The sequence below is a fragment of the Pararhizobium gei genome (assembly GCF_029223885.1).
In the GTDB taxonomy this organism is placed as follows: domain Bacteria; phylum Pseudomonadota; class Alphaproteobacteria; order Rhizobiales; family Rhizobiaceae; genus Pararhizobium; species Pararhizobium gei.
In genome coordinates this window covers 2,021,262-2,047,991 of record NZ_CP119409.1, presented here as the reverse complement: position 1 = coordinate 2,047,991, position 26,730 = coordinate 2,021,262, and the positions used below count along the sequence as shown (strand labels likewise).

Genomic DNA, 26,730 nt, shown 5'->3' with positions numbered 1-26,730 from the left:
TTACTTCTTACGCTGATGACGCGAGCGCATGATGAACTTGTCGGTGGACTTGTTCGAGCGCGTACGCTTGCCCTTGGTGGGCTTGCCCCAAGGCGAAACCGGATGACGGCCACCCGAGGTGCGGCCTTCACCACCGCCGTGCGGATGGTCAACAGGGTTCATGACGACGCCGCGAACGTGCGGACGCTTGCCACGCCACACCGAACGGCCGGCCTTGCCGTCGTTGATGTTGCCGTGGTCCGGATTGGAGACTGCACCGACCGTTGCGAGGCAGGAGCCATGCACCAGGCGCTGTTCGCCAGACGACAGACGAAGGATCGCCATGCCCTGGTCGCGACCGACCAGCTGAACGTAAGCACCGGCGGAACGGGCGATCTGACCGCCCTTGCCCGGCTTCATCTCGACGTTGTGAACGATCGAACCAACCGGCATGAACTGAAGCGGCATGGTGTTGCCCGGCTTCACGTCAACCTGCTTTTCCGAAGCGATCACCTTGTCGCCTGCGGCAAGACGCTGCGGAGCGATGATGTAGGCCTGCTGGCCGTCCGCATAGCTGATCAGGGCGATGAACGCGGTGCGGTTCGGGTCGTATTCGAGACGCTCGACCGTGCCTTCGACGTCGAACTTGCGACGCTTGAAGTCGACCAGTCGATAGGTCCGCTTGTGACCGCCGCCCTGGTAGCGCACCGTGATGCGACCGGTATTGTTGCGACCGCCCTTGGAAGACAGGCCCTCGGTCAGCGACTTGACCGGCTTGCCCTTGTGGAGGCCGGACCGATCGACGATGACCAGCTGACGCTGGCTCGGGGTGGTCGGATTGAAACTTTTCAATGCCATTTTTCTATTCCTCAGAGTCCGGTGGAGACGTCGATGGACTGACCGTCAGCAAGTGTGACGATGGCCTTCTTGACGTCTTTTTGCCGGCCGGCGAAACCGCGGAAACGCTTCAGCTTGCCCTTGCGGATCAGCGTGTTCACAGCCGTGACCTTGACGCCGAACAGCGCTTCGATCGCAGCCTTGATTTCCGGCTTCGACGCACCCTTGGCGACGTTGAAGATGATCTGGTTCTGTTCAGAAACCAGCGTCGACTTTTCGGTGATCGACGGAGCGAGGATCACATCGTAGTGGCGAAGGTCAGTCATTTGAACCGCTCCTCGAGAGCTTCAACTGCAGCCTTGGACAGCACGAGCGTGCCACGGCGCAGAATATCGTAAACATTGATGCCCTGAACCGGCAGAACGTCCACATTCGGGATGTTCTGGGCTGCGAGCTTGAAATTGTTGTCCAGTTCTGCGCCGCCAATGAAGAGGGCGTTGGTCAGACCCAGCGTTGCGAAAGCGCCGGTCAGAGTCTTCGTCTTGGCTTCGGTAGCAACCAAGTTGTCGACGATGATCAGTTCTTCGGCACGGAGCTTGGCTGACAGCGCATGACGCAAGCCAAGCGCGCGAACCTTCTTTGGCAGGTCATGGGCATGGCTGCGAACAACCGGGCCATGCGCCTTACCACCGCCGCGAAACTGCGGAGCGCGAGCCGAATGGTGACGGGCGCGGCCGGTCCCCTTCTGCTTGAACATCTTGGCGCCGGTGCGAGCGACTTCCGCGCGACCCTTGGCCTTGTGCGTGCCCTGCTGCTTCTTGGCAAGCTGCCAGCGAATGACGCGGGCAATGATATCTTCACGGGGCTCGAGGCCGAAAATCGCATCGGACAGGGAGACCTGGCCGGCTTCTTTGCCTTCGAGTGTGGTGACGTTGAGATCCATGATCTGGCCCCCTTACTTGGCTGCGCGCACGGCGGCGGGACGCGGAGCGTCAGCCGGGGTGCCGGACTTGATGGCGTCGCGAACGACGATCCAGGTGCCCTTGGAGCCGGGTACGGCGCCCTTGACGAGGATCAGACCGCGGTCTTCATCGGTGGACACCACTTCAAGGTTCTGAGTGGTGATGCGCGTCTGGCCCATGTGACCAGCCATGCGCTTGCCCTTCCAGACGCGGCCCGGATCCTGGTTGGAACCCGTCGAACCGTGCGAGCGGTGTGATACGGAAACGCCGTGCGTTGCACGAAGACCGCCGAAGTTGTGGCGCTTCATGGCACCAGCAAAACCCTTACCCGACGAGGTGCCGGTCACGTCGACGAGTTGGCCCGTAACGAAATGGCTTGCGGTGAGTTCGGCGCCGACGTCGATCAGATTGTCCGACGTCACGCGGAACTCGACGACTTTCGCCTTCGGCTCCACATTCGCGGCGGCAAACTGGCCGCGCAACGGCTTGCTTGTGTTCTTGACCTTGGCGAGGCCGGCACCGAGCTGAACTGCGGTGTAGCCATTCTTTTCGTCTGTGCGATGGGCCACGACCTGGCAATTTTCCATCTGCAATACTGTAACCGGGATATGCTCACCGGCGTCGTTATAGACGCGGGTCATCCCAACTTTCTGTGCAATCACACCTGAACGCATGGTTCATTCCTCTTGAGAGTTAGCACCGGAGCGAACCCCGTTGCACCTCTGGTTTAAGGTCTCCCTAGTATCCTTGCGAGATCATCGGGTCGCCCGTTTTTGGAAGCCGTTGGACCGAGATCCACGTACCTTCCTTGTTTTTAAAGCTTGATTTCGACGTCTACGCCCGCAGCAAGATCGAGCTTCATCAGCGCGTCAACTGTCTGCGGTGTCGGATCAACGATATCGAGAAGGCGCTTATGGGTGCGCATCTCGAACTGTTCACGGCTTTTCTTGTCGACGTGGGGCGAACGGTTGACCGTAAATTTCTCAATCCGAGTGGGAAGCGGCACCGGACCACGGACCGAAGCGCCTGTGCGCTTGGCCGTCGAAACGATTTCCCGCGTGGAGGCATCAAGAATCCGGTGATCAAACGCCTTGAGGCGGATACGGATATTCTGGCCGTTCATTCGAGTTATCCTTGTTGTTAAGCGAATACCCCAGATGAGGCAGTTCGTCGTTCGTTTCCGGGTGCTGATGCTTCAAAGAGCGCAAAGAGCAAATCGCTCTCTGTCCGTTTCTGCAATTCGACCCGCCACATATACGGAAATGACGTCCGACACAATGATCGAACGCCCACGGAAGCGCGTTTTTTTCGCGCTTCCGTCAATTCGAGAGGCATACGATGCAATCGCATGCTTCGACCAACAAAATGATCGACGAAACGGCGCTTTTACGCGCCGCTTCCTATCGATTGTTATTCAACAATCGAGGCAACGATGCCGGCGCCGACGGTGCGGCCGCCTTCGCGGATCGCGAAGCGCAGCTTTTCTTCCATCGCGATCGGAACGATCAGCTCGACCGAAACCGTGACGTTGTCGCCCGGCATGACCATTTCCGTGCCTTCCGGAAGCGACACGATGCCGGTCACGTCCGTCGTGCGGAAGTAGAACTGCGGACGGTAGTTGGTGAAGAACGGTGTATGACGGCCGCCCTCTTCCTTCGTCAGGATGTAGGCTTCTGCCATGAACTTCTTGTGCGGCTTGACCGAACCCGGCTTGCACAGGATCTGGCCACGCTCGACGCCGTCACGGGTGACGCCGCGGATCAGCGCGCCGATGTTGTCGCCGGCCTGGCCCTGGTCAAGCAGCTTGCGGAACATTTCAACGCCGGTCACCGTCGTCTTGGTCGTGGCGCGGATGCCGACGATCTCGACTTCTTCGCCGACCTTGACGATGCCGCGCTCGACGCGGCCGGTCACGACCGTACCACGGCCCGAGATCGAGAACACGTCTTCGATCGGCAGCAGGAACGGCAGGTTGATCGGACGCTCAGGCGTCGGGATATAGGCGTCGACGGCGGCCATCAGCTCGCGGATCGAATCTTCGCCGATCTTCTTGTCCGAATCTTCGAGCGCGGCCAGAGCCGAACCCTTGATGATCGGGATGTCGTCGCCCGGGAAGTCGTAGGACGACAGAAGTTCGCGCACTTCCAGTTCGACGAGCTCGAGAAGCTCGGCGTCGTCAACCTGGTCGACCTTGTTCAAAAACACCACGATCGCCGGAACGCCGACCTGGCGGGCGAGCAGGATGTGCTCGCGGGTCTGCGGCATCGGGCCATCGGCGGCCGAGCAGACCAGGATCGCGCCATCCATCTGGGCAGCACCGGTGATCATGTTCTTGACGTAGTCGGCGTGGCCGGGGCAATCGACGTGGGCATAGTGGCGGGCCGGCGTCTCGTATTCGACGTGTGCCGTCGAGATGGTGATGCCACGGGCCTTCTCTTCCGGAGCGGCGTCGATCTGGTCATAGGCCTTGTATTCGCCGAAATACTTCGTAATCGCCGCCGTCAGCGACGTCTTGCCATGGTCCACGTGGCCGATCGTGCCAATGTTGACATGCGGCTTGTTGCGCTCAAATTTGCTCTTTGCCATTTCCGGCTCTCCATTTTCTGACCCCGTGAGGGGTTAATTCGCTTGTTTCTGTCAGCTGGCTTTAAGCCCGATCACTTCTGACCGGAATACTTTGCCTGGATTTCCTGCGACACGTTCGATGGAACCGGCGCATAATGATCGAATGTCATGGTGTACTGTGCACGGCCCTGGCTCATCGAGCGCAGGTTGTCCACGTACTTGAACATGTTGGCCAGCGGCACATTGGCGTTGATCACGACGGCGATACCGCGCGATTCCTGGCCCTGGATCTGACCGCGACGCGAGTTCAGATCGCCGATGACGTCACCGACATAATCCTCCGGCGTCACAACTTCGACCTTCATCATCGGCTCAAGCAGCTGGGCGCCAGCCTTCTTTGCCGCTTCACGGAAGCAGGCGCGGGAGGCAATTTCGAAGGCGAGGACCGAGGAGTCAACGTCATGGAAGGCACCGTCGATGAGCGTCGCCTTGACGCCGAGCATCGGGAAGCCAGCCAGCGGTCCGGACGACAGAACGCTTTCGATACCCTTCTGAACCCCGGGGATGTATTCCTTCGGGATCGTGCCGCCGACAATCTTCGATTCGAACTTGAAATCGTCGCCATCGGGATTTGGTTCGAAGATGATCTTGACGCGCGCGAACTGACCGGTACCACCAGACTGCTTCTTGTGCGTGTAGTCTTCCTCGTGCTTGCGCGTGATCGATTCACGGTAGGCAACCTGCGGCGCGCCGACGGTGGCTTCTACCTTGAATTCGCGGCGCATGCGGTCGACAAGGATGTCGAGGTGAAGTTCACCCATGCCGGCGATGATCGTCTGGCCGGATTCTTCATCCGTCTTTACGCGGAACGAGGGATCTTCAGCTGCAAGGCGGTTGAGCGCGAGGCCCATCTTTTCCTGGTCGCCCTTGGTCTTCGGCTCGATGGCGATCTGGATGACCGGCTCGGGGAATTCCATGCGCTCGAGGATAACCTGATGCAGCGGATCGCAGAGCGTGTCGCCGGTCGTGGTTTCCTTGAGGCCTGCGAGAGCAACGATGTCGCCGGCAAAGGCTTCTTCGATGTCTTCACGCGAATTGGAATGCATCTGCAGCATGCGGCCGACGCGCTCGCGCTTTTCCTTGACCGTGTTCATGACCGACGTGCCCTTGGAGAGCTTGCCGGAATAGATACGGGCAAAGGTGAGCGAACCAACGAAGGGGTCGTTCATGATCTTGAAGGCGAGCATCGACAAAGGCTCTTCATCCGACGGATGACGGGCGATTTCGGCTTCGGTCTTGACGTCGATGCCCTTGATCGACGGAATGTCGAGCGGCGACGGCAGGTATTCGACAACGGCGTCGAGCAGAGGCTGTACGCCCTTGTTCTTGAACGCAGTACCGCAGAACATCGGGTGGAACTTCACGTCGATGGTGCCGCGGCGAACCAGGGCACGGATCTGCTCATTGTCCGGCATGATGCCGTTCAGGTAGTTTTCCATCGCGGTTTCGTCGATGTCGACGACAGTCTCGATGAGCAGTTCGCGATATTGCGCGGCCTTTTCCTTCATGTCGTCCGGAATCTCGACGACATCCCACTGGGCGCCGAGCGACTCGTCGCGCCAGATGAGGGCATTCATCTCGATCAGGTCGATAACGCCCTTGAAGTCGCTTTCAGCGCCGATCGGCAGCTGCATGACAACGGCAATGGCACCGAGTCGAGTCTTGATCATCTCAACCGAACGGTAGAAATCCGCGCCGGTCTTGTCCATCTTGTTGCAGAAGATCATCCGCGGGACATGGTACTTCTCGGCCTGGCGCCAGACGGTTTCCGTCTGCGGCTCCACACCTGCGTTGGCGTCCAGCAGAGCGATGGCACCGTCGAGAACGCGCAGCGAACGCTCGACTTCGATGGTAAAGTCGACGTGGCCGGGGGTGTCGATGATGTTGAAGCGGCGCATCTTGCCGTCACGACCCTTCCAGAAGGTCGTGGTCGCAGCAGACGTGATGGTGATGCCGCGTTCCTGCTCCTGCTCCATCCAGTCCATGGTAGCAGCGCCGTCATGGACTTCGCCGATCTTGTGGGACTTGCCGGTGTAATACAGAATCCGCTCGGTGGTCGTGGTCTTGCCGGCGTCGATATGCGCCATGATCCCAAAATTGCGGTAGTCTTCGATCTTATATTCGCGAGCCATAATGACTGCCTTTCGAAATTGTACGTCGATTACCAGCGATAATGCGAGAATGCACGGTTGGCGTCTGCCATCTTGTGGGTGTCTTCGCGCTTCTTGACAGCGGAACCACGGCCATTCGCAGCATCCATGAGTTCGCCGCAGAGGCGATCGATCATGGTGGTTTCGTTGCGCTTGCGGGCGGCAGCGATCAGCCAGCGGATGGCGAGAGCCTGACGGCGCTCGGGACGGACATCGACCGGAACCTGGTAGGTTGCACCACCGACGCGGCGCGAACGCACTTCGACATGCGGTGCGATGTTGTCGAGAGCGGAATGGAACACGGTGACCGGCTCCTGCTTCAGCTTGCCCTGGACCAGATCGAACGCACCGTAAACGATGTTTTCAGCAACCGACTTCTTACCATGAAGCATGATGGCGTTCATGAACTTGGTGACCACCAGATCGCCGAACTTGGGATCCGGGTTGATCTCGCGCTTTTCTGCACTGTGACGACGTGACATAGTTTTGTCTCTCAAACTTGAACGGATGCCTTAACACGCGGAGAACCTCGCGCAGCACCTTAAAATTGCGGAACCCGAAGGACTTCGGACACGACTTACTTCGGACGCTTGGCACCGTACTTCGAACGGCGCTGCTTGCGGTTCTTGACGCCCTGGGTATCGAGAACACCGCGGATGATGTGGTAACGAACGCCCGGCAAGTCCTTGACGCGGCCGCCGCGGATCATGACAACGGAGTGTTCCTGAAGGTTGTGGCCTTCACCCGGAATATAGCCGATGACTTCAAAGCCATTGGTCAGGCGGATCTTGGCAACCTTACGCAGAGCCGAGTTCGGCTTCTTCGGGGTCGTCGTGTAAACGCGCGTGCAAACGCCACGCTTCTGCGGGTTTTCCTGCAGGGCAGGAACCTTGTTGCGCTTTACCTGTGCCTGACGCGGCTTGCGGATCAGCTGGTTTACGGTAGGCATATAACCATCCCTTACAAATTCTGTCTCTTTACCCTTGCGGGCGGATCGGTGCCGTTACCGGCGGCGTCGAACGTTTCGACCGTACAAATGCGCAAAACGAGGACCAATCCGCCTTTCGGCAGATGGCCCGCAAAAAAGCAGAGGACGCCAGCTTTCCGGCGTCGTGCGTGCAGCATTTTCAGTCTCGCGTGCGTTTGGGAGTCTTGTTTGAGGCGAACTCCAGAACGCGACGTTCCGAAACAGCCAGCCTCACATGGGCTCCGATGCGGCGGGGTGTACTGATTTAAGGGTGTGCCGTCAAGAGGAGTTAACAAAGAATCTTGGCTGCATGGGCCTGACATGCCTGCAAAACAAGGCTTTTGAGGGAGGCTGAGGCGTATTGCGAACGTTCCAAACCGATGAATCAAACAAGTCGAGACCTGCCGTAAAGAATCATGAAACAGATTCGCAGCCCAGTGTTTCGAAGAATCGGTCGGCCCGCAAGATCCACCGGCCAACGCGATTTTTTGCAGCGCACAGCAAGGCGATGGGGTAGTGTCTTCACCAACATTGACGAAAGAGGACATCGCGATGACGGCCACGCCAGACAACGACAACAATCTCGACGAACCGATGGTCTTCATCATCATCGGCAAAGCCTATGAACGGGACGGAGATAATGATGGTGTCGAGATTCACGTCATGCTACGCGCGCCCGACGACGACACCGCCGTCCGCGAGGCCCTGAACGCACTGTCGGAAGAAGGCTTTCTTGAAGCCGATCTCGACCAGATCGGCACATTGACCGACGTGCCGGAAGACGAGCCGCATGCCTCGGCCTATCAGGGCGCGCTGACGGGAGAAGTGGCGATCATCCGGTTTGGATAAGAATTTTGACAGTGGCGGTCTACAATAAAGCGGCCGAGCAACAGAGAAATCGATAATGAAAATCCTGCAAGCCGTCTTTCTCGCCGCTCTCGTTCTTTGGGTCGCGACGGCCTCGGAAGCATATGCCTGCAGTTGCGAAGAGAGTTCGGATAAGCAAAAGTTTTCTGACGCCCACCTCGTTCTGAAAGGACGCATGCGGACGGTCACCTACGGCGTAGAGATACGGGATCCGGCATCAACGGACGAGGCCACACGAGTCACCCGCGGCGATTTCGAAATCGAGCACATCGTGAAAGGCGATTTCGACCAGAAAACCCTGCCTATCTACACAGGTTCTGGTTTCGGAGACTGCGGGAGGCTGGGGGACTTCCTCAACGCCGCCTTCTATTACAACAATGATAAATTTGGATTGATCGAACTTGGTGTGATGAAAACGGAGTTTGCGGGACAGACGTTCTATTTTACGTCTATCTGCGACTATGCAAGGTATGTTGATCGTCCCGAACAATAGGTCAGCAGCCCCTCTCCATTGTCTATTATCGCAAACAAAAGCCGCCCGGATCGCTCCGAGCGGCTTTTTCGATCGTCGTTCTGAGGGCGGCAGAACCGCCCTCGCCTTTCAAACCTTACTCGGCTGCGGCGTCCGCCTTTGCCATGTCGGTCAGCATCGGGGTCGCAATCTCTGCACCCGTACCCTTGCGGCGCTCTTCAAGGATCATCTCGTCGCGCGCGGTCGCAATGCGGCGGATCTGGGTCATGGTGCCACCGGTACCGGCCGGGATGAGACGGCCGACGATGACATTTTCCTTCAGACCCTGCAGGCCATCCGTCTTGCCGGCGATCGCGGCTTCCGTCAGCACCTTGGTCGTTTCCTGGAAGGAAGCGGCCGAGATGAAGGACGGGGTCTGCAGCGATGCCTTGGTGATGCCGAGCAGGACCGGGTCGCCATAGGCCGGCTTCTTGCCCTGTTCGATCAACTGATCATTGACATCGTCAAGCTCGATGCGATCGACGCTGTCGCCGACGATATACATCGAGTCACCGGCATCGGTCACTTCCACCTTCTGCAGCATCTGGCGAACGATCACTTCGATGTGCTTGTCGTTGATCACAACGCCCTGCAGACGATAGACTTCCTGAATTTCGTTCACGAGATAGGAAGCGAGTGCCTCCACGCCCTTGATCGCCAGGATGTCATGCGGCGCCGGGTTGCCGTCGAGGATGTAGTCGCCCTTTTCAATGTAGTCGCCATCCTGAAGATGGAAGGGCTTGCCCTTCGGGATCAGGTATTCGACAGGCTCGACACCGTCTTCCGCAGGCTCGATCAGCACGCGACGCTTGTTCTTATAGTCGCGGCCAAAGCGGACCGTACCGTCGATTTCGGCGATGACGGCGTGATCCTTCGGGCGGCGCGCTTCAAAGAGTTCGGCAACACGCGGCAGACCGCCGGTGATGTCCTTCGTCTTGGCGCTTTCCAGCGGCGAACGTGCGAGCACATCACCCTGGGAGACCTTGTTGCCCGGCTCCACCGAAAGAATGGCATCGACCGAAAGCATGAAACGGGCGTCGCCGCCTCGCGCCAGCTTCAGAACCGCACCGTTCTTGTCCTTGATGACGATCGCCGGCTTCAGATCGATACCGCGCGGCGTCGAACGCCAGTCGATAACCTGACGCTTGGTGATACCGGTTGCCTCGTCGGTCGCTTCCAGAACGGAAATACCATCGACGATATCTTCGAAATGGACCGTTCCTTCCACTTCCGTCATCATCGGACGGGTGTAGGGATCCCACTCGGCAAGACGCTGGCCTCGCTTCACCTTGTCACCATCGTCGACATAGATCTTCGAACCATAGGCGACACGCTGCGATGAGCGCTCCACGCCACGTTCGTCCAGAATCTGGACAGCCATGTTACGGCCCATGGCAACGAGAACGTTGTCCGAGTTGCGCAGCATGTTGCGGTTCTTGATCTGGATCGTTCCTTCGTAGGACGCTTCCAGGAACGACTGGTCGACCACCGTTGCCGTGCCACCAAGGTGGAACGTGCGCATGGTGAGCTGCGTGCCCGGCTCGCCGATCGACTGCGCCGCGATGACGCCGACGGCCTCACCCATGTTGACTGGTGTTCCACGGGCAAGGTCGCGCCCATAGCAGACGCCGCAAACGCCGGTCTGGATTTCGCAGGTCAGAGCCGACCTGATCCGGATCGACTGGATGCCGGCCTTTTCGATCTCGACAACATCGGCTTCGAGGATCATGCGGCCAGCATCGACAATGCGTTCGCCCGTCACCGGATGATCGATGTTATCGAGTGCGGTACGGCCGAGAACGCGGGCACCGATGGAGGCAACGACCTGACCGGCATCGACGATGGCGGTCATGGTGAGGCCGGTCTCAGTTCCGCAATCCACCGAATTGACAATGCAATCCTGCGCGACGTCAACGAGACGGCGGGTCAGGTAACCGGAGTTCGCGGTCTTCAGGGCGGTGTCTGCAAGACCCTTACGGGCGCCGTGGGTCGAGTTGAAGTACTCGTTAACGGTCAGGCCTTCCTTGAAGTTCGAGATGATCGGCGTCTCGATGATTTCGCCCGACGGCTTGGCCATCAGGCCACGCATGCCGCCCAGCTGACGCATCTGGTTCGGAGAACCGCGGGCACCGGAGTGGCTCATCATGTAGATCGCGTTCATCGGCTTCTGGCGACCGGTCTTTTCGTCGAATTCGACAGCCTTAATGCGGGCCATCATGTCTTCGGCGACCTTCTCGGTGGCCTTGCCCCAGGCATCGACGACCTTGTTGTACTTTTCGCCCTGCGTGATCAGGCCGTCATTGTACTGTTGTTCGTATTCCTTCACCAGGCTTTCGGTATCACCGACGATCTTGGCCTTGGTTTCCGGAATGACCATGTCATCCTTGCCGAACGAAATACCGGCGCGGCAGGCATGGGCGAAGCCGAGCTGCATGATGCGGTCGCAGAAAATGACCGTGTCCTTCTGGCCGCAGTGGCGGTAGACCGTATCGATCATCTTGGAGATGTTCTTCTTGGTCAGTTCCTGATTGCAGACGTCGAACGGCACATTGACGTTCTTCGGCAGAAGTTCGCCGATGAGCATACGGCCCGGCGTCGTTTCGAAAATCTTCGAAACGGGCTTGCCGTCGGCATCCACGGTCTTGAAACGGCCACGGATCTTGGCGTGCAGCGTCACCGACTTGGTTTCAAGCGCGTGATGCAGTTCGCCCAGATCGGAGAAGGCCATGCCTTCGCCAGGCTCGTTCTGGTTCATGATCGACAGATAATAGAGACCGAGAACCATGTCCTGCGAGGGAACGATGATCGGCGCGCCGTTTGCCGGGTGGAGGATGTTGTTGGTCGACATCATCAGAACGCGGGCTTCAAGCTGGGCTTCGAGCGACAGCGGCACGTGGACGGCCATCTGGTCGCCGTCGAAGTCGGCGTTGAAGGCCGTGCAGACGAGCGGATGCAGCTGGATAGCCTTGCCTTCGACCAGGATCGGCTCAAACGCCTGGATGCCCAGACGGTGAAGCGTCGGCGCACGGTTCAGGAGAACCGGGTGCTCGCGGATGACCTCGTCGAGGATATCCCAGACCTCCGGCTTTTCCTTCTCGACCAGCTTCTTGGCCTGCTTGACGGTCGAGGAATAACCCTTGGCGTCGAGGCGGGCATAGATGAACGGCTTGAACAGTTCGAGCGCCATCTTCTTCGGCAGGCCGCACTGGTGCAGCTTCAGTTCCGGACCGGTCACGATGACCGAACGGCCTGAATAGTCGACGCGCTTGCCGAGAAGGTTCTGGCGGAAGCGGCCCTGCTTGCCCTTGAGCATGTCGGACAGCGACTTCAGCGGACGCTTGTTGGCGCCGGTAATGACACGGCCACGACGGCCGTTGTCGAACAGCGCGTCCACAGATTCCTGCAGCATGCGCTTTTCGTTGCGTATGATGATGCCCGGAGCGCGGAGTTCGATCAGGCGCTTCAGACGGTTGTTACGGTTGATGACGCGGCGATAGAGATCGTTCAGGTCGGACGTCGCGAAACGGCCACCATCCAGCGGCACCAGCGGACGCAGGTCCGGCGGGATCACGGGAACGACCTTCATGATCATCCATTCCGGGCGATTGCCTGACTCCATGAAGTTCTCAACGATCTTCAGGCGCTTCATCAGTTTCTTCTGCTTCAGTTCCGACGTGGTGTCGGCCATGTCCTGACGCAGGTCACCGGCAATCTTCTCGAGATTCATCGAGGCAAGCATCTCGTAGATGGCTTCCGCACCGATCATCGCCGTGAACTGATCTTCGCCGAACTCGTCGACGGCAATCATGTATTCCTCTTCCGACAGAAGCTGATTTTCTTTCAGCGACGTCAGGCCAGGCTCGGTGACGATGTAGTTCTCGAAGTAGAGAACACGTTCGATATCCTTCAGCGTCATGTCGAGCAGCGTCGCGATGCGGCTCGGCAGGGACTTCAGGAACCAGATATGGGCAACGGGAGCGGCAAGCTCGATATGGCCCATGCGCTCGCGACGAACGCGCGACAACGTCACTTCGACGCCGCACTTTTCGCAGATAATGCCCTTGTACTTCATGCGCTTGTACTTGCCGCACAAGCATTCGTAATCCTTGATGGGGCCGAAGATGCGCGCGCAGAACAAGCCATCGCGTTCCGGCTTGAACGTGCGATAGTTGATCGTTTCCGGCTTCTTGATCTCGCCATAGGACCAGGAGAGAATCTTCTCCGGCGACGCAATCGAGATCCGGATGGAATCGAATGTCTGTGCAGGCACCTGCGGATTGAAAAGGTTCATGACCTCTTGGTTCATGCCTATCTCCTTCGTGGGCGTATCGCCCTCATCTTGGCTGGACGGTTCCGGCAAATCCCGGGAGCCGGACCGCAGCCCTGAAATGGATAAAACCGCAGTCAATGCGGCCGCATTTCCTACCCGGTTTCATCAACGCGAAACGCGGGCGGAAATGGTGCGCGCCGCCGCTACGGCGGCACGCACCTCGATTTTCTACTCGGCTGCGTCCGGCAATTGCTGGTTCGCGGCGTTGAGCTCGTCGAGCTTGGAATTCTCCAGTTCGACGGAAAGGCCCAGTGAGCGCATTTCCTTGACAAGAACGTTGAAGCTCTCGGGAATACCCGCCTCGAAGGTGTCGTCGCCTCGGACGATCGCCTCATAGACCTTGGTACGACCGGCCACGTCGTCGGACTTCACCGTCAGCATTTCCTGCAGGGTGTAGGCGGCGCCGTAAGCTTCCAGAGCCCAGACCTCCATTTCCCCGAAACGCTGACCGCCGAACTGCGCCTTGCCGCCCAATGGCTGCTGGGTCACGAGCGAGTAAGGACCGATCGAACGGGCGTGGATCTTGTCATCGACAAGGTGGTTCAGCTTCAGCATGTAGATGTAGCCGACAGTTACCTGACGGTCGAACTGGTCGCCGGTCCGGCCATCATACAGCGTCGACTGGCCCGAAACCTTCAGCCCCGCCTGTTCCAGCATCTCGTTGACATCGGCTTCCACCGCGCCGTCGAACACCGGGGTGGCGATGGATACGCCGCGACGGGTCTGCTCGGCCAGACGAACGATCGATTCGTCGTCATAGTCCTTGATCGGCTCACCCTTTGGACCGGAACCGATAACGCTATCGATCACGTCGCGGAGCGGCTGAATTTCAGACCCAGCCTTGTAGGCGTCGAGCATGGCGCCGATCTTCTTGCCCATGCCGGCGCAGGCCCAGCCCAGATGCGTCTCCAAAATCTGGCCGACATTCATGCGGGAGGGAACGCCGAGCGGGTTCAGCACCACGTCGACATGCGTGCCGTCTTCGAGGAACGGCATGTCCTCGACCGGAACAATCCGCGACACGACACCCTTGTTGCCATGACGGCCGGCCATCTTGTCGCCCGGCTGGATCTTGCGCTTCACAGCGACAAAGACCTTGACCATCTTCATGACGCCCGGAGGCATTTCATCGCCGCGCTGGACCTTCTCGACCTTGTCCATGAAGCGATGCTCAAGCAGCGACTTGGATTCGTCGTACTGCCCACGCAACGCTTCGACTTCGCCCTGAGCCTTTTCGTCTTCCGTCGCGAACATCCACCACTGCGAGCGAGGATATTCAGAAATGACGGCGTTGGAGAGCTCAGTGCCCTTCTTGAAGCCCTTCGGACCTGCAACAGCGACGTGGCCGCGCAGCATGTCGAGGAGACGGGAGTAGACGTTGCGGTCAAGGATCGCCTGTTCGTCGTCGCGGTCCTTGGCAAGACGCTCGATCTCTTCCCGCTCGATCGCCATCGCACGCTCGTCTTTTTCCACACCGTGGCGGTTGAAGACACGGACTTCGACGATGGTGCCGAAGGTGCCCGGAGGCATGCGCATGGAGGTGTCGCGAACGTCGGACGCCTTTTCGCCGAAGATGGCGCGCAGAAGCTTTTCTTCCGGCGTCATCGGGCTTTCGCCCTTCGGCGTGATTTTGCCGACAAGGATATCGCCGGGCTGGACTTCCGCACCGATATAAACGATGCCGGCTTCGTCGAGGTTCTTCAGCGCCTCTTCCGAAACGTTCGGAATGTCACGCGTGATTTCTTCCGGACCCAGCTTGGTGTCGCGTGCCATCACTTCGAATTCCTCGATGTGGATGGACGTGAACACGTCGTCGCGGACGATCCGCTCGGAAAGCAGGATCGAGTCTTCGTAGTTGTAGCCGTTCCACGGCATAAACGCGACGAGCGCATTGCGGCCGAGCGCCAGATCGCCGAGATCGGTCGAAGGACCGTCCGCGATGATGTCACCCTTGTTCAGGATGTCACCGACGGTGACCAGCGGACGCTGGTTGACGCAGGTGTTCTGGTTGGAGCGCTGGAATTTCTGCAGACGGTAGATATCGACGCCGGACTTGCCCGACTCGAGATCTTCCGTTGCCCGGATAACGATACGGGTCGCATCGACCTGGTCAACCACACCGCCGCGACGGGCTGCAATCGCTGCACCGGAGTCCCGGGCAACGATCGGTTCCATGCCGGTGCCGACAAAAGGCGCTTCGGCACGCAGCAGAGGCACGGCCTGGCGCTGCATGTTGGAGCCCATCAAAGCACGGTTGGCGTCGTCGTTTTCCAGGAACGGGATAAGCGCTGCGGCGACCGAAACGAGCTGCTTCGGCGACACATCCATCAGGTTGACGATATCGCGCGGCGCAAGCATGACGTCGCCGGCATGACGGCAAACGACAAACTCTTCGACGAAGGACTGATCCGCATTCAGCTCGGAGTTGGCCTGGGCCACGTGATACTTGGCTTCTTCCATCGCCGAGAGATAGACGACGTCCTTTGTAACCTTGCCGTCGATGATCTTGCGGTAAGGGCTTTCGATAAAGCCGTACTTGTTGACGCGGGCAAAGGTCGCCAGCGAGTTGATCAGACCGATGTTCGGACCTTCCGGCGTTTCGATCGGGCAGATACGGCCGTAATGGGTCGGATGAACGTCGCGGACTTCGAAGCCCGCACGTTCGCGCGTCAGACCGCCCGGTCCAAGAGCCGAAAGGCGGCGCTTGTGGGTGATTTCCGACAGCGGATTGACCTGGTCCATGAACTGCGACAGCTGCGAAGAGCCGAAGAATTCGCGAACGGCCGCAGCCGCCGGCTTGGCGTTGATCAGATCCTGCGGCATGACCGTATCGATTTCGATCGAGGACATACGTTCCTTGATCGCGCGCTCCATGCGGAGCAGGCCGAGACGGTACTGGTTTTCCATCAATTCGCCGACCGAACGCACACGGCGGTTGCCGAGATTGTCGATGTCGTCGATTTCACCCTTGCCGTCGCGGAGATCGACCAGCATCTTGACCACGGCCAAGATGTCTTCCTTGCGAAGCGTGCGAACGGTGTCTGCAGCGTCGAGATCGAGACGCATGTTCATCTTTACGCGGCCGACGGCCGAAAGATCGTAGCGCTCGGCATCGAAGAACAGCGTATTGAACATGGCTTCGGCCGAATCCATTGTCGGCGGCTCACCCGGACGCATGACGCGGTAGATATCGAACAGAGCATCCTGACGATTCTCGTTCTTGTCCACGGCCAGCGTGTTGCGGATATAGGCACCCACATTGATATGGTCGATATCCAGAACGGGGATCTCATCGAACCCTGATGCCAGGATGACGCCGAGCGTCTTCTCGTCGATCTCGTCGCCGGCTTCGAGGAAAATCTCGCCCGTCTGCATGTTGACGAGATCTTCGGCGAGGAAGTTGCCATAAAGTTCGTCGTCGGTCGCCTTGATGGCCTTGAGGCCCTTTTCCGTCAGCGTCTTCAACAGGCGCGGCGTCAGCTTCTTGCCGGACTCAACGACCACTTCGCCGGTATCGGCGTCGATCAGGTCGGACAAAGCCTTCTGGCCCTTCAAGGTTTCCGGCTGGAAAGGAATCCGCCAGCCCTTGCCGTCACGGGCGTAGAGCGACTTGGTATAGAATGTCTCGAGAATGGATTCGCCATCCATGCCGAGCGCCATCAAAAGCGATGTGACGGGAATCTTGCGGCGGCGGTCGATACGTGCATGGACAACGTCCTTGGCATCGAACTCGATGTCCAGCCAGGAGCCGCGATACGGAATGACGCGGGCCGCAAACAGAAGCTTGCCCGACGAATGGCTCTTGCCCTTGTCATGGTCGAAGAACACGCCTGGCGAACGGTGCATCTGGGAGACGATGACGCGCTCGGTGCCGTTGACGATGAACGTACCGTTGTTGGTCATGAGCGGCATGTCGCCCATGTAGACGTTCTGTTCCTTGATGTCCTTGATGGACTTTGCGCCCGTATCCTCGTCGATATCGAACACGATGAGGCGCAGCGTCACCTTGAGCGGCGCAGCATAGGTCAGATCGCGCTGACGGCATTCCTCGACGTCGAACTTCGGCTGTTCGAACTCGTAGGATACGAATTCGAGCATCGAAGCGCCGGAGAAATCCGTGATCGGGAAGACGGACTTGAAAACGGACTGGAGCCCCTCGTCCGGACGACCGCCCTGTGGCTCGTCGACCATGAGGAACTGGTCGTAGGATGCCTTCTGAACCTCGATGAGGTTCGGCATTTCTGCGACTTCTGGAATTTTACCGAAAAACTTGCGTACGCGCCTGCGACCGTTAAACGAAAGGGTCTGAGCCATCGTCGCTCCTTTAAAATTGCACCCGGGCCTGCAACAGACGGCCACCGCTGGCCAGGCGGTTCCGTCAATTAATGGATCGTTCAAACTCGTCTCACTTCCCGAAGCAGCCGGCCGGTTCGCCTGGCAGTTCGGTTCGAGACCATCCTCTTGAAGAACCCATTACCCAAAAGCCGTTTCAACGGGCTTTTGGGTAATACGTCCGAAAAGCGATGAAAGAGAGGCAGCCTTTTCAGGCTACCCCTCCTTCGAAACAGGCACGATTACTTGACGTCAACCTTGGCGCCAGCGTCTTCGAGCTTCTTCTTGAGATCAGCAGCTTCAGCCTTGGTGACGCCTTCCTTGACGGCCTTCGGAGCAGCTTCAACGAGGTCCTTGGCTTCCTTCAGGCCGAGGCCTGTGATTGCGCGGACTTCCTTGATGACGTTGATCTTGTTCGCGCCGATATCAGCGAGGATAACGTCGAACTCGGTCTTTTCTTCTTCAACGACGGCAGCAACAGCAGCGCCGCCAGCAGCGGCAGCAACCGGAGCAGCAGCCGAAACGCCCCACTTTTCTTCGAGAAGCTTCGACAGTTCTGCAGCTTCCAGAACGGTCAGCGAGGACAGGTCGTCTACGATCTTTGCGAGATCAGCCATTTTGATAGTTCCTTTTGTTCGGTTCGAACTTGGTTAGATATAAACAACGAAAAACCGCCTTATGCGGCTTCTTCGTCCTTCTTGGCATAGGCTGCGAACACGCGGGCAAGCTGGCTTGCCGGTGCTGCAACAACGCTTGCGATGCGGGTAGCCGGTGTCTGGATCATGCCCAGCAGCTTCGCGCGCAGCTCATCCAGCGAAGGCAGGGTCGCAAGCGACTTGACTGCGTCCGCGTTGAGCGTCGTTGCTCCCATGGCGCCGCCCAGCACAACGATCTTGTCGTTGGTCTTGGCGAAATCCATGACAACCTTTGGAGCCGTTACCGGGTCGGCGCTGAATGCAACCAGCGTCTGACCCTTGAAGAGATTGGACATCCCTTCGGCTTCCGTACCCTGAAGGGCGATCTTGGCCAGGCGGTTCTTCGCGACTTTGACGGTGCCGCCAGCAGCGCGCATCTTTGAACGAAAATCGTTCATCTGTGCGACTGTGACACCAGCATAGTGGGCCACGACAACCGAACCGGCGCCCTTGAAGGCATCGTTCAGCTCCGTGACGAATTCGCGTTTTTCCGCTCTTTCCACTGCCTATCTCCAGTTGACTGGACCACAAAATGTGGAACCAGTCGGTTTACCTTTGCCACAAGGGATCTGAGATGATCCCAAGCAACGCTCGAGGATCCTGTCCCCTGCGCGTTCCCGCATGAGCGGGTCCGGCACAAGGCAAGCCGAGGTTCGAACCGAATTCCCACGCTTAAAGCGCGTCAAATGAAATTCGGGACTCACCCATCTCATGCAGGCTGAAGTGATTAAGGGATAACCACCTGCAATCTCGGACAGGAGTTCCGGGTTTGATCCCGGAATTCCCGGCCCCGAAAGGCCGGAAATCTTGGACCGGACCGAAGTCCGGATGAACTGTTAAGCGACGTTGACGGTCGACGGGTCGATCTTGACGCCTGGGCCCATGGTCGAGGAAATCGCCACGCGCTTGACGTAGTTGCCCTTGGCACCCGACGGCTTTGCCTTGATGACTGCATCGGCGAAGGCGCGAATGTTCTGTTCGATGGCTTCCGCCGTGAACGAAGCCTTGCCGATACCGGCATGGACGATACCAGCCTTCTCGACCCGGAACTCGACAGCGCCGCCCTTCGATGCCTTGACAGCACCGGCGACGTCCATGGTGACGGTCCCGACCTTCGGGTTCGGCATCATGCCGCGGGGACCGAGAACCTTGCCGAGACGACCGACGAGCGGCATCATGTCCGGTGTTGCGATGCAACGATCGAAGTCGATCTTGCCGCCCTGAACGATTTCGACCAGATCCTCTGCGCCGACGATGTCCGCACCGGCAGCCTTGGCTTCATCAGCCTTGGCACCCCGTGCGAACACGGCAACGCGAACGTCACGGCCGGTGCCGTTCGGCAGATTGACGACGCCACGGACCATCTGGTCGGCATGACGCGGATCGACGCCGAGGTTCATCGCAACTTCGATGGTTTCGTCGAACTTGGCGATCGCCCGTTCCTTGACCATCGAAATGGCTTCGGTCAGACCGACGAGCTTCGTCGGATCGACGCCTTCGCGGGTCTTCTGTACACGCTTTGCTAGCTTTGCCATGATCTTAAGCCACCACTTCCAGACCCATGGCGCGGGCGGAGCCCTCGATCATGGTCATTGCGCCTTCGATATCGGCTGCGTTCAGGTCCTTCATCTTGGCTTCGGCGATCGACTTGATCTGAGCCTTGGTGAGCTTGCCTGCAACCGCGCCCTTGCCCGGGGTCTTCGAACCCGAGGTCAGCTTTGCTTCCTTCTTCAGGAAGTAGCTGACCGGCGGCTGCTTCATGATGAAGGTGAAGGACTTGTCCTGGTAATAGGTGATGACGACCGGAATCGGCATACCCTTTTCAAGTTCCTGCGTGGCGGCATTGAACGCCTTGCAGAATTCCATGATGTTTACGCCACGCTGACCAAGCGCCGGGCCGATTGGCGGGGACGGGTTCGCCGATCCTGCCTTGACCTGAAGCTTGAGCTGGCCTGCAACTTTCTTAGCCATTCTCTCTGCCTTTGTGTTTTCCCGGATCGCGTCCGCCGGAGCGGTCGATACCGGAAATGTTCAAACCGGTTTCCCGGCCTTTCATGCCATGCTTCTTTAAACATGGCGGCTGCGGTTGCGTGGTGCGGTAACTGCCGGTCCGGCTAAGACCGGGCTCCTTCCACGCGCTTTGCAGGTTTCCCTGCCTTTACCGGATCAAGAACCCGGAAAACTAAAAGAGAGCCGCGCAGCCGGGAAATCCGGCGCTGCGGCACCCCAGATCAGACTTTTTCGACCTGGGCATATTCGAGGTCCACCGGTGTCGCACGGCCGAAGATCGAAACTTCGACCTTGAGGCGCGACCGTTCCTCATCAACGTCCTGCACAATGCCGTTGAAGGATGCGAACGGGCCATCGGAGACGCGGACCTGCTCGCCGATCTCGAACGAAATCGAAGGCTTCGGGCGGTCGACACCGTCCTGAACCTGGCCGAGAATGCGCTCGGCTTCGAAGTCGGGAATCGGAACCGGCTTGTTGTCGGAGCCGAGGAAACCCGTTACCTTCGGTGTATTCTTGATAAGATGGTAAGCCTCGTCCGTCAGATCGGCGCGAACCATCACGTAACCCGGAAAGAACTTACGTTCCGCATCGACCTTGCGACCCCGGCGGACCTCGACGACCTTTTCCGTAGGCACGAGAATCTTCTCGAACAAATGCTCAAGCCCCTTCTGGCGAGCCTTGTTCTCGATGTCCTCAGCGACCTTCTTCTCGAAATTCGAGTAGGCGTGAACGATGTACCAACGCGCTGCCATAGTCATTTCACCCGTTTAAATGCCTGCATTCAGGACGAGGCCGATCAGCCAGCCCATCAATTGGTCCGCAGCAAAAAAGAAAGCGGCTGCGAAAAACACCATGATGAACACCATCAGAGTCGAAATCATGGTCTCGCGCCGCGACGGCCACGTCACTTTCGACGTCTCGGAGCGCACCTGCTGCAGAAACGTAAATGGATTTGTCTTGGATGCCATGGAATGCTCACGCCTTAACGGCCCGTAAAGCTGACGATCAGCCCCACGCGCCGCGTGTCTGTTTGAACCCTACATAAAGACCGATTCTAAAAATCACAAGAGGTCAACGGTCTTTTTACGAAATTAGCCGGAAAAGACAAATCTTTTCCGTGTATACTGCGCCACTATGCTGCGGCGCGTAATCGAATGGCAGGGGCAGTAAGGCTCGAACTTACGACCTGCGGTTTTGGAGACCGCCGCTCTACCAACTGAGCTATACCCCTTGACCCGCTACACTGTCTGCCTGAAGCCGAAGCGCCGCGATGAAGTCTGCGGCTTATTATTCAGTTTGCCGGAGGATGACAAGCGACTTTCGCGGAAAAAACGAAAGAATCGGGGAAAGCCCGCCTTCTCGCCCCCTGCGCAAGACTACCGTCACACCTTGACGTATTTCCGCCAATCATGCTCCTCATTGAAACCGAGCACCTCGCGAATCTTCCTGTTCGATAAAAGCCCTTCGAACTCTCCGATCTCGCGGCTAAACGGGACGTTAGGAAAGAACCGCGCAGCAAGTTCACGCGACGGTGTGTCGGCGGAAACGGTATCGTTCGCCGCATTGAACACCTGAAAACCAAGCCCGTCCTTTTCGACGCAGAGCTTGACGATCTGACCGAGGTCACGGGCGTCGATATAGCTCCAGGCTATACGCTTGCGCATTTCGGGATTGCTGAAATAGGTGGGGAAGTTCCCGTATTCATGGGGCTCGATGACATTGCCGATCCGCAATGCGTAGATATCGAAACCCGAGCGATCGGCAAAGGCGCGGGCCGTCTTTTCATTGACCACCTTGGACAGGCCGTAGCTATCCATCGGATTGACGTCATAGTCTTCGTCGAGGGGGAACTGATGGAAATCCCGGTGTCCTTCGGCAAAACATACGCCGTAGGTCGTTTCGCTGGACGCAACGACGATCTTGCGAATCCCAAGCTTCACCGCCGCCTCGATGACGTTATAGGTCCCCATCGTATTGATGCGGAACGTCTCATTGTCGGGCTTGATCAGGATGCGTGGAATCGCGGCAAAATGAACCACGGCATCGAAGGGTCGAGGCCCCTGCCCGTGTTCGAGATCCGGGAAATCGCGGTGCATCGACAGCGCGTTGAAAACCTGGCCGCTATCGGTGATGTCGGCGATCAGGTTGGTGACGCCCGGGCTGTCCAGCGGCACAAGATCGATATTGTGAACCTCATAGCCGGCTTCGATCAGATAAGGCACCGCATGGCGTCCCGCCTTGCCTGAGCCGCCGGTAAACAGGATTCGCTTTTTCATGAAATCTCCTCGGAATATCTGCGGCGATACATAAAGTTGGTAACCGCTTCCGCAAGGGCTGACAGGCTGATTATTGCCGATGCTTCCGCGACAGCTGCAGGTTCGAGACCAGTGCACGGCCATTCAATGCGGCTCGTGAGATATGAGTAAACAGAGAGTTCAGCATGCAAAGCCCCGACGTTACCTGCGAGGCTCTCGACTTCACATTCAGCCAATACTTTTTACTGGACGATAGACGGCACGATGCCAGTGCCGACAGTGAGACAGCCTCACAAACTTGTCAGTTAAGCCCCTTGGAAATAACGCACGAGCGCACCGCGCACGGCGGCAAGTCGTTCCATAAGACCGCGACGGCGCTTCGATAGACTGCGCTCCATCTTGCTCAAGCGACGCGTTTTCGCCCAGGGTGTGTGCATGCGGTGCATATCATACACGGTGCGGTATTTTTTTGGAAAATCCGCGTGAAACGGCTTGCTGCGTCCGCGATAGTGCAAGATCGGCATGGTTTGCACCGTCGCCGGGGTAAAGTCCGTCGGCTTCGCGTTCCAACTCGGGTCAAGCGGCAGCCAGTCATCCTTAAGGACCTTGTTAAGCACGGCTTGATCATGCTGCGTAATTGGAGGGAGCCTTGAGCGTGCATAGGCGGCACCTCTCTCCGTTACCCGGTGCGCGTTCCAGGTCTTGATATCGACGATGAAGATTCCGGAATTGAAATAGGGCGCTTCGGCACTGTGACCGATCGCTTCATTATACATTTTCATTCTGTCCGGCAGCGTCGTATCTGGTGCAGCACCAACGGCGCGATTGCCGAGATCAAGTGCAAATAGGGGATCCAGTGATGTGTTTACCACTACGTCGCAATCGACATACAGTAGGCGGTCACCCTCGCCCTCCAGTAATTTGGGAATAAAAATACTGACATACGCAACGACCGAAATATGCTTTCTGACCGGCAAATCGCGCACTTGCTCATAAAGCACGTCATCGATATCGACAATATTGATCTCAGCATCACCGAAAGCGCAGGCAGCGAGCTTGTCCTTGTCCTTTTGCGGAACGCCTGCACAGAAGACGTAGAAACGCAACCGGTCTGAATGCGGCTGGGCGCAAACAGAGCGAATGAGTACGCCGGTCATTTCGACGTAATATCGGTCCGTTGCGCAGGCAATCAGCATGGGACCCCTCTTGTGGCGCCGGGCGATACCGAGGCGAAGGCCAGATCACCTAAGACATGTTTTGGAGTGAACAGGGCGGAAGATGCGACGTGAAACGCACCGCCATTGTCAAAATCAGCCTCTCATCAGGCCGAGCCGCCATCGCTTAACAATAAAATCAACTTGAAAATCACAGCATACGGCACCGAAGCGCCATATGCATCTCTTTAGCGACCAGCTTTTCGCAGCCAAATTTCGTTCGATTACTCGACGATGCTTGCAACGATGCCGGCGCCGACGGTGCGGCCGCCTTCGCGGATCGCGAAGCGCAGCTTTTCTTCCATGGCGATCGGAACGATCAGCTCGACCGATACCGTGACGTTGTCGCCGGGCATGACCATTTCCGTGCCTTCCGGAAGCGACACGATGCCGGTCACGTCCGTCGTGCGGAAGTAGAACTGCGGACGGTAGTTGGTGAAGAACGGTGTATGACGGCCGCCCTCTTCCTTCGTCAGGATGTAGGCTTCTGCCATGAACTTCTTGTGCGGCTTGACCGAACCCGGCTTGCACAGGATCTGGCCACGCTCGACGCCGTCACGGGTGACGCCGCGGATCAGCGCGCCGATGTTGTCGCCGGCCTGGCCCTGGTCAAGCAGCTTGCGGAACATTTCAACGCCGGTCACCGTCGTCTTGGTCGTGGCGCGGATGCCGACGATCTCGACTTCTTCGCCGACCTTGACGATGCCGCGCTCGACGCGGCCGGTCACGACCGTACCACGGCCCGAGATCGAGAACACGTCTTCGATCGGAAGCAGGAACGGCAGGTTGATCGGACGCTCAGGCGTCGGGATATAAGCGTCGACGGCGGCCATCAGCTCGCGGATCGAATCTTCGCCGATCTTCTTGTCCGAATCTTCGAGCGCGGCCAGAGCCGAACCCTTGATGATCGGGATGTCGTCGCCCGGGAAGTCGTAGGACGACAGAAGTTCGCGCACTTCCAGTTCGACGAGCTCGAGAAGCTCGGCGTCGTCAACCTGGTCGACCTTGTTCAAAAACACGACGATCGCCGGAACGCCGACCTGGCGGGCGAGCAGGATGTGCTCGCGGGTCTGCGGCATCGGGCCGTCGGCGGCCGAGCAGACCAGGATCGCGCCATCCATCTGCGCAGCACCGGTGATCATGTTCTTGACGTAGTCGGCGTGGCCGGGGCAATCGACGTGGGCATAGTGGCGGGCCGGCGTCTCGTATTCGACGTGTGCCGTCGAGATGGTGATGCCACGGGCCTTTTCTTCCGGAGCGGCGTCGATCTGGTCATAGGCCTTGTATTCGCCGAAATACTTCGTAATCGCCGCCGTCAGCGACGTCTTGCCATGGTCCACGTGGCCGATCGTGCCAATGTTGACATGCGGCTTGTTGCGCTCAAATTTGCTCTTTGCCATGGGGTACGTTTCCTGTGATCAATGAGAATGGCTCATACCGGCGGCGCCGGTTTGGGGAGGCGTTTAAGGGTTTAGGAAGAATTGCGCAAGACATAATTATTTACTGCCCGACGGCATTCCAGCCCTTTGGGATAGCGCATATATGGGCAACCGGGCGGCGAATTCCAGAGCTCTTCCCGACAATGGTCAAAGCCATTGCCAACCAAGGAATTGAACCGAGGTGCTAAACTTCGATTTGAGAAGCAGGATGACGTGGAGCGGGTAGCGGGAATCGAACCCGCGTATTCAGCTTGGAAGGCTGCTGCTCTACCATTGAGCTATACCCGCGGGGTCAAGATCCGTGTGACAGAATGGTGGAGGGAGTTGGATTTGAACCAACGTAGGCTGAGCCAACGGATTTACAGTCCGTCCCCTTTAACCACTCGGGCATCCCTCCATTATTCTGTCGGGATCAAGCGACCAAGCATTTCAATCGAAGCGCCGTTGCCGGAGCAATGCGCCCCTTCGATCTGCGCCGGGTATATGACCGGCCCGTTTCCTCGTGTCAACACGACCGGTGCGAAAAAATAGCGATATGAGCGAGAAAGGTCGCGGATCGGAAGTTTCGCAAAAAGCGGTTCCCCGCGCGGCTCAACCTCAGTATAAGGCGCCTATGAGCAAAGATGATCCGGGCGACAGGCCCGCCAAAGACACCCATTACGCAACCCTTCGCCGCGCCCACCGCGATGCGCGGCGCGAGCGCGGCGAAATCCCGACGCCTGTTCAGGACCGCCGCAAGAAGGCTGGGGCCGCCGACTGGACGGCACCAAAACTTACGCCCGATCAGGTGCTGCTCTACGGTATCCATACCGTGCGCGCCGCACTCGATAACAAGGAGCGCAGGATCGTCCGGCTGTCGGTGACCCAGAATGCACTCGTGCGTCTGGAAACCGGACCGGTCGGAGATCTCGGTTTTCCCGTCGATATCGTCACGCCGCAGGATCTGGACAAGATTCTCGGGCCGGACGCCATTCACCAGGGCGCCATGCTGGAAACCGCGCCCCTGCCCGTGCGCCGTCTTTCGGCGCTGAAGGACAGCCCGCTCATTCTGGTCCTCGACCAAGTTACAGATCCGCACAATGTCGGCGCCATCATGCGCTCGGCGGTCGCCTTCAACGCCGGCGCTGTGATCACAACCCAGCGCCACAGCCCGACCGAATCCGGCGTCATGGCCAAGTCCGCCTCCGGCGCGCTGGAAATGATCCCCTATATCCAGATCACCAATCTGGCCGATGCGCTGGAGGAACTCCATAAGCTCGGATTTGTGTCGATCGGTCTCGATTCGGAGGGACCGGCGCCGCTCGAGGAGACAGTGTCCGGCGACAGGATCGCTCTGGTTCTGGGCGCCGAAGGCAAGGGCCTGCGCCAGAAGACCCGCGACACGGTTACGAGCCTCGCCCGTCTGGATATGCCGGGCGCCATCAAGTCGCTTAACGTCTCGAACGCGGCGGCCATCGCGATGTATGCGGCACGGCAGCACCTGACGAAACGTTGAGCTTCGGAGGATCGGCCCGCGCCGCCCGGGAGGCCGCCCGCAGCAAACCTGCCGCGCTTTCG

The 26,730-nt window shown here is 58.4% G+C and carries 23 protein-coding genes and 3 tRNA genes; 3 read left to right on the top strand and 23 right to left on the bottom strand.

Going from position 1 to position 26,730, the window contains the following annotated elements; translation table 11 throughout:
* From rplB to rpsL, 9 genes are all read right to left on the bottom strand, one after another.
* Window positions 1-837, bottom strand: coding sequence for a 50S ribosomal protein L2 (rplB, locus tag PY308_RS10025; RefSeq protein WP_275790837.1), 837 nt, complete (start codon window positions 835-837; stop codon window positions 1-3).
* A gap of 11 nt (window positions 838-848) precedes the next feature.
* Entirely contained in the window at window positions 849-1,142 is a 294-nt protein-coding gene (locus PY308_RS10020; protein ID WP_275790836.1) for a 50S ribosomal protein L23, read from the bottom strand.
* On the bottom strand, window positions 1,139-1,759 hold the full coding sequence (gene rplD, locus PY308_RS10015; RefSeq protein WP_275790835.1) for a 50S ribosomal protein L4: 621 nt from the start codon (window positions 1,757-1,759) through the stop codon (window positions 1,139-1,141). The genes PY308_RS10020 and rplD overlap by 4 nt, the downstream gene beginning before the upstream one ends.
* Window positions 1,760-1,771: 12 nt before the next feature.
* Window positions 1,772-2,452 (bottom strand): 50S ribosomal protein L3, encoded by a 681-nt coding sequence (gene rplC, locus PY308_RS10010; RefSeq protein WP_275790834.1) that lies wholly within the window; start codon window positions 2,450-2,452, stop codon window positions 1,772-1,774.
* 140 nt (window positions 2,453-2,592) lie between these two features.
* Entirely contained in the window at window positions 2,593-2,901 is a 309-nt protein-coding gene (rpsJ, locus tag PY308_RS10005) for a 30S ribosomal protein S10 (protein ID WP_003507767.1), read from the bottom strand.
* 287 nt (window positions 2,902-3,188) lie between these two features.
* Window positions 3,189-4,364: an elongation factor Tu gene (tuf, locus tag PY308_RS10000; protein WP_275790763.1), complete on the bottom strand. Its 1,176-nt coding sequence runs from the start codon at window positions 4,362-4,364 to the stop codon at window positions 3,189-3,191.
* A 71-nt stretch (window positions 4,365-4,435) separates the two neighbouring features.
* Window positions 4,436-6,535 (bottom strand): elongation factor G, encoded by a 2,100-nt coding sequence (gene fusA, locus PY308_RS09995; protein ID WP_275790789.1) that lies wholly within the window; start codon window positions 6,533-6,535, stop codon window positions 4,436-4,438.
* Between the two features lie 29 nt (window positions 6,536-6,564).
* Window positions 6,565-7,035: a 30S ribosomal protein S7 gene (gene rpsG, locus PY308_RS09990; protein ID WP_113247978.1), complete on the bottom strand. Its 471-nt coding sequence runs from the start codon at window positions 7,033-7,035 to the stop codon at window positions 6,565-6,567.
* 95 nt (window positions 7,036-7,130) lie between these two features.
* Window positions 7,131-7,502: a 30S ribosomal protein S12 gene (gene rpsL, locus PY308_RS09985; protein WP_003507760.1), complete on the bottom strand. Its 372-nt coding sequence runs from the start codon at window positions 7,500-7,502 to the stop codon at window positions 7,131-7,133.
* 570 nt (window positions 7,503-8,072) lie between these two features.
* Here rpsL and PY308_RS09980 point away from each other — a divergent pair.
* Window positions 8,073-8,369, top strand: coding sequence for a transcriptional regulator (locus PY308_RS09980; protein ID WP_275790784.1), 297 nt, complete (start codon window positions 8,073-8,075; stop codon window positions 8,367-8,369).
* A gap of 55 nt (window positions 8,370-8,424) precedes the next feature.
* A complete protein-coding gene (locus tag PY308_RS09975) occupies window positions 8,425-8,880 on the top strand; it encodes a hypothetical protein (RefSeq protein WP_275790782.1) in 456 nt (151 codons plus the stop codon).
* A gap of 115 nt (window positions 8,881-8,995) precedes the next feature.
* On the opposite strand, the gene rpoC is transcribed toward PY308_RS09975, so the two are convergent.
* The 14 genes from rpoC to PY308_RS09905 form a co-directional block, all read right to left on the bottom strand.
* The gene (gene rpoC / locus PY308_RS09970) at window positions 8,996-13,204 is read right to left on the bottom strand and encodes a DNA-directed RNA polymerase subunit beta' (RefSeq protein WP_275790780.1); all 4,209 of its coding nucleotides are present in this window, start codon (window positions 13,202-13,204) and stop codon (window positions 8,996-8,998) included.
* A 192-nt stretch (window positions 13,205-13,396) separates the two neighbouring features.
* On the bottom strand, window positions 13,397-17,542 hold the full coding sequence (rpoB, locus tag PY308_RS09965; RefSeq protein WP_275790778.1) for a DNA-directed RNA polymerase subunit beta: 4,146 nt from the start codon (window positions 17,540-17,542) through the stop codon (window positions 13,397-13,399).
* Window positions 17,543-17,802: 260 nt separating this feature from the next.
* The gene (rplL, locus tag PY308_RS09960; RefSeq protein WP_275790775.1) at window positions 17,803-18,177 is read right to left on the bottom strand and encodes a 50S ribosomal protein L7/L12; all 375 of its coding nucleotides are present in this window, start codon (window positions 18,175-18,177) and stop codon (window positions 17,803-17,805) included.
* Window positions 18,178-18,236: 59 nt separating this feature from the next.
* On the bottom strand, window positions 18,237-18,758 hold the full coding sequence (gene rplJ, locus PY308_RS09955) for a 50S ribosomal protein L10 (RefSeq protein WP_037170474.1): 522 nt from the start codon (window positions 18,756-18,758) through the stop codon (window positions 18,237-18,239).
* A 333-nt stretch (window positions 18,759-19,091) separates the two neighbouring features.
* Complete coding sequence (gene rplA, locus PY308_RS09950; protein WP_275790773.1) at window positions 19,092-19,790, bottom strand: 50S ribosomal protein L1; 699 nt, start codon at window positions 19,788-19,790, stop codon at window positions 19,092-19,094.
* Between the two features lie 4 nt (window positions 19,791-19,794).
* Window positions 19,795-20,226 (bottom strand): 50S ribosomal protein L11, encoded by a 432-nt coding sequence (gene rplK / locus PY308_RS09945; protein ID WP_275790770.1) that lies wholly within the window; start codon window positions 20,224-20,226, stop codon window positions 19,795-19,797.
* Between the two features lie 260 nt (window positions 20,227-20,486).
* Window positions 20,487-21,017 (bottom strand): transcription termination/antitermination protein NusG, encoded by a 531-nt coding sequence (gene nusG, locus PY308_RS09940; protein ID WP_275790768.1) that lies wholly within the window; start codon window positions 21,015-21,017, stop codon window positions 20,487-20,489.
* A gap of 15 nt (window positions 21,018-21,032) precedes the next feature.
* Entirely contained in the window at window positions 21,033-21,233 is a 201-nt protein-coding gene (gene secE, locus PY308_RS09935; RefSeq protein ID WP_275790767.1) for a preprotein translocase subunit SecE, read from the bottom strand.
* Window positions 21,234-21,420: 187 nt separating this feature from the next.
* A tRNA-Trp gene (locus PY308_RS09930) sits at window positions 21,421-21,496 on the bottom strand.
* Between the two features lie 151 nt (window positions 21,497-21,647).
* On the bottom strand, window positions 21,648-22,541 hold the full coding sequence (locus PY308_RS09925) for an NAD-dependent epimerase/dehydratase family protein (protein WP_275790766.1): 894 nt from the start codon (window positions 22,539-22,541) through the stop codon (window positions 21,648-21,650).
* 284 nt (window positions 22,542-22,825) lie between these two features.
* Window positions 22,826-23,716, bottom strand: coding sequence for a glycosyltransferase family 8 protein (locus PY308_RS09920; protein ID WP_275790765.1), 891 nt, complete (start codon window positions 23,714-23,716; stop codon window positions 22,826-22,828).
* A 242-nt stretch (window positions 23,717-23,958) separates the two neighbouring features.
* Complete coding sequence (tuf, locus tag PY308_RS09915; protein ID WP_275790763.1) at window positions 23,959-25,134, bottom strand: elongation factor Tu; 1,176 nt, start codon at window positions 25,132-25,134, stop codon at window positions 23,959-23,961.
* Window positions 25,135-25,387: 253 nt separating this feature from the next.
* Window positions 25,388-25,461: transfer RNA gene (locus tag PY308_RS09910), tRNA-Gly, on the bottom strand.
* Between the two features lie 24 nt (window positions 25,462-25,485).
* Window positions 25,486-25,570: transfer RNA gene (locus PY308_RS09905), tRNA-Tyr, on the bottom strand.
* A gap of 216 nt (window positions 25,571-25,786) precedes the next feature.
* Here PY308_RS09905 and PY308_RS09900 point away from each other — a divergent pair.
* Entirely contained in the window at window positions 25,787-26,668 is an 882-nt protein-coding gene (locus PY308_RS09900) for a TrmH family RNA methyltransferase (protein ID WP_275790762.1), read from the top strand.
* Window positions 26,669-26,730: the final 62 nt, after the last annotated feature.